We start from the raw sequence: 4,361 nt of genomic DNA, 5'->3' as shown, positions 1-4,361 counted from the left end.
GTATCGCCTCGTCGGACACAGCCATTCCCGCAATCTCCCAATCGAATCAATTGGGAACCCACAGATTCAGTACTTGCACCAAATGTCACGCGCCAACTCACCCGATTGCCCTGGGGGTGTGGGGGGCACCTTCTTGACGCTGATGCACATCACGGCGCAGGCTGCTTTGGGCGTGTCATAATGTGCTTTGGCGAGCCCGCGCCAGTTCGCTGAAAGCGCCCATGGATCATCCAGCCGACCTTGCTCTTCGTCCTCAGGGTCTCACCTCTGCCGAAGCGGCCTCCCGACTTGCCAGCGAAGGCTTCAACGAACTGCCGCGCGCCCGCCGACGCTCGTCGCTGCGGATCGTGTTCGATGTGCTGCGCGAGCCAATGCTGGCTCTGCTGGTCGCGGGCGGAGTCGTCTATTTCTTGCTCGGCAACCACCAGGAAGCCGTGATCCTGCTGGTTTTCGCATCACTCTCGGTCGGCATTACGGTTGTGCAGGAGGCCAGAACCGAGCGGGTGTTGGACGCGTTGCGCGACCTGACAAGCCCACGCGCGCTGGTCATCCGGCAAGGGGAGCGGTTGCGCATCGCGGGGCGCGAGGTGGCGCGCGGCGATGTGATCGTGCTGTCCGAAGGCGACCGGGTTCCGGCGGATGCGGCGCTCTTGTCGGCGCAGGACCTGTCGGCCGACGAATCCCTCCTGACGGGCGAGGCGGTTCCGGTGCGCAAGACTGTTGGCCCAGCAACCGACGCGCGGCCCGGCGGCGAGGATCAGCCGATGGTCTATTCTGGCAGCTTGATCGTGCGCGGCACGGCGCTGGCCACGGTCACCGCAACCGGCCCCGCGTCAGAGATCGGCCGCATCGGTAGCTCGCTGGGTCAGCTGGAAACCGAAACGCCGCATCTGCAACTTCAGATGCGCAAGCTGGTCATCGTCTTTGCGGCTGTGGGCGCGGCAGTCAGCCTCGCTGTTGTTATCCTCTACGCGCTCCTGCGCGGGGGGTGGCTGGAAGGCGTGCTCGCGGGGATCGCCGTTGGCATGTCGATGCTGCCGGAAGAATTTCCAATGGTCCTTGCCGTGTTCATGGCCATGGGGGCCTGGCGAATTTCCAAGGTGCGGGTGCTGACGCGCCGCGCGTCTGCCATTGAGACTCTGGGGGCGGCAAGTGTCTTGTGCACCGACAAGACCGGGACGCTGACCGAAAACCGCATGACGATTTCCGAATTGTGCTTGGCCGATGGCAGGGTTGCCAAGGTGGGCGCAACGCTGCCAGCGGGGTTCCGCGAACTGGTGGCGGCTGGGGTGATGGCCTCGGCCCCGGATCCTTTTGATCCGATGGAAAAGGCGTTTCACGCCTTGGCAAAGGCCGACCTTCGGACTGGCGAAACCTTGCCCGGCACCGGGCAGAATTTGTCTCGCAGCTATGCGCTGTCGCCTGATCTTCTGGCGATGTCGCAGGTCTGGGGTGCGCCGGGCAAGGGCTGGCAGGTCGCAGCCAAGGGAGCCCCCGAGGCGATCGCCGTTCTGTGCAGGCTGGACGCCACCGCGCGTGCGGCATTGACCGTGCAGGTCGATCAGATGGCGGGGGCAGGTCTGCGGGTGCTGGCCGTGGCGGAGGCCGCGTTTCGCGGCGAAAGCCTACCCAAAAGCCAGTGCGACTTCGGTTTTCGCCTTTTGGGTCTCGTGGGTCTTGCCGACCCCTTGCGCGCGTCGGTACCAGAGGCCGTCGCGCAATGCCGCAGTGCGGGGATCCGGGTCATCATGATCACCGGCGACTATCCCGCCACCGCACAGGCCATTGCCGCCGATGCTGGCTTGCAAGGCGACCGCGTGACCACCGGGCCCGAGCTTGCCGAGATGGCTGACGCTGATCTCGCTACTGCCGTCAAGGATGCCACCATCTTTGCCCGCATCATGCCCGAACAAAAGCTGCGCATCGTCTTGGCGTTGAAAGCCGCAGGCGCAGTCGTTGCAATGACTGGCGACGGGGTGAACGATGCGCCCTCGCTGAAGGCCGCGGATATCGGGGTGGCGATGGGCGGCCGCGGCACCGATGTCGCGCGAGAAGCGGCCAGCATTGTTCTGTTGGACGATGATTTCGGCTCGATCGTCACCACGGTCCGACTGGGGCGGCGCATCTACGACAACCTGCGCAAGGCGATGAGCTTTATCCTGGCCGTCCACGTCCCTATCGCGGGGCTGGCGCTGATGCCGTTGCTGTTTGGCATGCCGATCCTGTTCGGCCCGGTGCATATCGCCTTTCTTGAAATGGTGATCGACCCGGTCTGTTCCCTGGTGTTCGAAGCGGAAACAGAAGAAGACGGCATCATGTCCCGCCCGCCCCGCCCGCCAGAGGAGCCGCTGTTTTCCGGCCCCACGGTTCTGTGGAGCCTGCTGCAGGGCGTGCTGGTCCTGGGCGTCACCGCCACGATCTTTGCGCTCGCCCCCGGTTACGGGCTGTCCAGCGATCAAGTGCGCGGGATGACCTTCGCCGCATTGGTGATCAGCATCGTGGCGTTGATCCTGGTGGACCGCTCGATGTCCTCGTCCATCTTGACGGCGATCAGCCGGCCAAACCCGGCGCTGGCAGTCGTGCTGCCGATCGTCGGCAGTTTGCTGGCGGTCACACTGTTCTGGCAACCCGCGCTTGACCTGTTTGGCTTTGCCGCACTGGAGCCTGTGTTTCTGGCGGTGCCGCCGCTGGCTGGGCTGGCGGTGCTGATGGCACTCGAACTGCTCAAGCCGCTCTGGCGGAGGGCGCAGCGCGGGGCGGCGGTCGCAACCCCGGTAACCGCTGCCGTGTAAGGACTCAAGGCCAACCTGCATCAGTGCGCAGGATCGGGTCGGACGCACTCTGCTTCATCGAAGTCGGCCGACATCTCGTCTGTCATCCGATTCCCAGCAAGGACGCCGCGATGAAGGGTCTCGCCGAGATCGAGCATCTGACCGAAGAAAGCACCCGTGGTCGCTACGGCGATCCTCGATCGCCTGCTTCACCACAGCCCACGTCATCATCATCCGCGGCGACAGCTATCGCCTGCGCGAAAAGCGCCACTGCGGTCTTTTGCAAAAAACCGCAACGGCGCCCCAAACCGCGAACGCCTGATAGGCGCAACCCAATGGGGGGGTCAGTTCCTCATGGCGCCAAGGGGTCAGTTCCGAATGTCGCTGGACACTGAAGTTGCGTTGCGAGGCTGCGGCGGCGCCGACACGGGCGAAAATTGTCCTCCGTTCCCGCAGGATCGAACAGATGGTATGTTGCGATGATGATGCCTCGAAGACCGCGAGGCTGTCGGGATCAAGGTGCGAAAGGTGCCTGCCGCGTGATCGGTTGAGGCGATCGATGACGTCGATCAGCCTGTCACCCTCGAGCGCTTCAGCGATGCTGGTTGAATCCCGCCCGAGATGCTCTCCGACGAGGCCCGCGAGTAGACCCATAATCGCATGGCGGTTGGTCCGATCATCTTCGCGGGCTTCGACGGCAAGGTCGCACTCAGTGTCGAAGCCGAGCGAGCGGCTGTCGTTGGGACCGACGCCGGGCATCAAACAGGGCGTACCGTCCGAGGATGAGCGGCGTTGCGCCAGGAGTTTTTCAGCTACCAACCTGCCAGTTTGAGATGGCTTCGCTCGGATAGATGAGTTGAACGATGTTGAGCACGAGATTATCGCGGATCATGTAGGCAGAAAACAACTCGGCTGCGATCACAAGCACACCGATTGCCCACACTGGCAATGTCCGCGCAAGGACGAAGCCGCCGACGCTTGCAACCGTGTCGGACAAGGAGTTAATGACGCTGTCGCCGAAATAGCCCTGCGCGAGCGCCGCTTCCCTGTACCGATTGATGATGAGGGGCGTGTTCTCGAACACTTCCCAGCCGGCTTCTATCCCGACGGCAACTGCAAACCGAAGTCCGATGGGAGTAGCCGGTGCCACGAGCCAGAGGATCAGATAAAAAGCAATCCCGTGGATAATATGAGTGTAGGTGTACCAGTCAGTGAGCTGCTGGGAATTCTCCGGGCCCGAGACGGAGCCGGACCAGAGCGTGACATAGCCGCATTCACAGATTGGCGGTTGGCCCATGGCAAGAAGAGCAAGCGCCTGAAGCGCGATGAATCCGGCTGCGACCAACAGATAGGTATTGAACGAAATCCCCGCGGACCATTTTGCGGGACTTTTCCGCCACGCGCTCATGCTTTGCTATCCTCGTTTCGTCCAAAGCCTCCATTACGTGCGGTGCGCTTTTGGGTTCCCCTGCCGCGACGTAACTGCTCAGGTGGCTGGCATCAGAGGGTCTGAGCAGCGGGTGCGAAGAGCGTAGCAGCGATGTCGCGGATGGCGCCGAAGGCGGTCTGTCCTGCGATGCGAGCGGTGCT

Annotated in this window: 2 protein-coding genes and 1 pseudogene; 2 read left to right on the top strand and 1 reads right to left on the bottom strand. The window is 63.1% G+C overall.

Going from position 1 to position 4,361, the window contains the following annotated elements:
- The first annotated feature begins 221 nt into the window (after positions 1–221).
- Together VQ042_RS24750 and VQ042_RS24745 are read left to right on the top strand one after the other, a co-directional pair.
- A complete protein-coding gene (locus VQ042_RS24750; protein ID WP_331822924.1) occupies positions 222–2,792 on the top strand; it encodes a cation-translocating P-type ATPase in 2,571 nt (856 codons plus the stop codon).
- 159 nt (positions 2,793–2,951) lie between these two features.
- Positions 2,952–3,093: pseudogene (locus VQ042_RS24745) on the top strand (ATP-binding protein); the annotation flags it as partial.
- Positions 3,094–3,579: 486 nt separating this feature from the next.
- On the opposite strand, the gene VQ042_RS24740 reads toward VQ042_RS24745, so the two are convergent.
- Positions 3,580–4,179 (bottom strand): DUF2585 family protein, encoded by a 600-nt coding sequence (locus tag VQ042_RS24740; protein ID WP_331822923.1) that lies wholly within the window; start codon positions 4,177–4,179, stop codon positions 3,580–3,582.
- Positions 4,180–4,361 lie beyond the last annotated feature (182 nt).

It is taken from the genome of Aurantimonas sp. A2-1-M11, from assembly GCF_036549475.1.
In the GTDB taxonomy this organism is placed as follows: Bacteria; Pseudomonadota; Alphaproteobacteria; order Rhizobiales; family Rhizobiaceae; genus Aurantimonas.
This window is presented reverse-complemented; position numbering and strand designations above follow the sequence as displayed.

Coding starts and splice junctions, on each gene's coding strand:
- VQ042_RS24750 (WP_331822924.1), top strand. CDS start 222: ATGGATCATCCAGCCGACCTTGCTCTTCGTCCTCAGGGTCTCACCTCT.
- VQ042_RS24740 (WP_331822923.1), bottom strand. CDS start 4,179: ATGAGCGCGTGGCGGAAAAGTCCCGCAAAATGGTCCGCGGGGATTTCG.